Annotated in this window: 1 protein-coding gene; it reads right to left on the bottom strand. The window is 74.2% G+C overall.

Annotated features, from left to right (window positions below; genetic code table 11):
• Positions 1-179 precede the first annotated feature (179 nt).
• Positions 180-1,182, bottom strand: a 1,003-nt coding sequence (locus tag H5J30_RS34540) for a hypothetical protein (RefSeq protein ID WP_181791759.1), incomplete at its 5' end; no start/stop codon positions are given.

The following is a 1,182-nucleotide window of genomic DNA, read 5'->3' as shown; positions in this document are numbered from 1 at the left end:
TGCGGTGGGTGGGGCGGCCCTGGGTGGTGGCGGTGGCGGCCGTGGCGGTGCTGGGGCTGGGGGTGTGGGGGCTCACCGAGTGGTGGTCGCCGCGGCGGCCGCCCGACCCCGGGTACGGGCCGGGGATCTGACTGCGCGTACCCGGGGGTGGGGGGTCGGGGTGCCGGGCGCGGGGTCGCTCAGGCGAGGACACCGGTGAGCGGGTCGTAGCGCAGGAGCGTGAAGTCGTTGTCGGCGGCGTGGCGCAGGCCCCGGGTGCGGATGGTCATGAGGCCGACGCGGTAGCGGTCCTCGGTCGCGACCCGCAGCCAGGGGCGGCCGTCGCGCAGGACGGTGACCTCCTCGGTCAGCGTGCCGTCGCGGCCCGCGGCCAGGGCGTACGCGGGGCCGCCGGGCGGGGCGATGTCGATGCCGCCGTCCTCGCGGATGGTCATGGTCGCGACGAGTGCGCCGCGGCCGTCGTTGGCGTCGCCGGCGAAGTCGTAGAGGCGGGCCGGGTCGCCGACGTAGTGGCGCAGGCGGCCGAGGCCGGTGACGTCCATGCCGTTGTAGAAGTTCCGGGCGTCGGCGTCGAGCCAGAAGTGGGTGTTGTGGGTGGGGGAGTTGAAGTCGGGGCCGGAGTTGTACGAGATGTGCCAGTGAGGCGGGTTGTCGGCGTGCAGGGTGTTGTTCGACTCGAAGCCGGCGACGAACCAGCGGTGGCCCTTGGCCGCCGCGGCGGCCTTGAGGCCGGAGTCGACGAGGATGCGGTGGGCGGCGACGAGTTGGTGGAGCTGGGAGCGGGCCTCCTTGGCCGGCCATGCGACGGTCGCCCAGGGGCCGGCGACGCGGTCGGGGTCGTTGTGGTCGAGCTTGTAGTACATACCCGGGGATATGTCGGGGTGGCTCCAGATCTGCAGGGTGGGCTGGTTGGCGTCGGCGGAGGGCTGGGTGACGGGGAGGGTGAAGGCGATGCGGTGGCGGTCGGCGCGGTCGCGTCTGATGCGCAGCCGGGTGTCCATGTGGACGACGGCGGCCACGGTGACGCCGGGCCAGCGGACGGAGACCTCGATGCCGTCGGGGGTGGCGGGGCCGCGGACGAACGAGTAGTACTCGGCGCGGCTGGCGACGTGGTAGCGGTCGCCGGGCACGAACTCGTAGCCCTCGGGGAGCGTCACCTCGGGCGCGGCGGGGTCGCCGGGG

Source organism: Streptomyces phytophilus, assembly GCF_013870535.1.
GTDB lineage: Bacteria > Actinomycetota > Actinomycetes > Streptomycetales > Streptomycetaceae > Streptomyces > Streptomyces phytophilus.
Note: the sequence above shows the minus strand (reverse complement) of the source record. Positions and strands in the feature narration are given on the sequence as shown.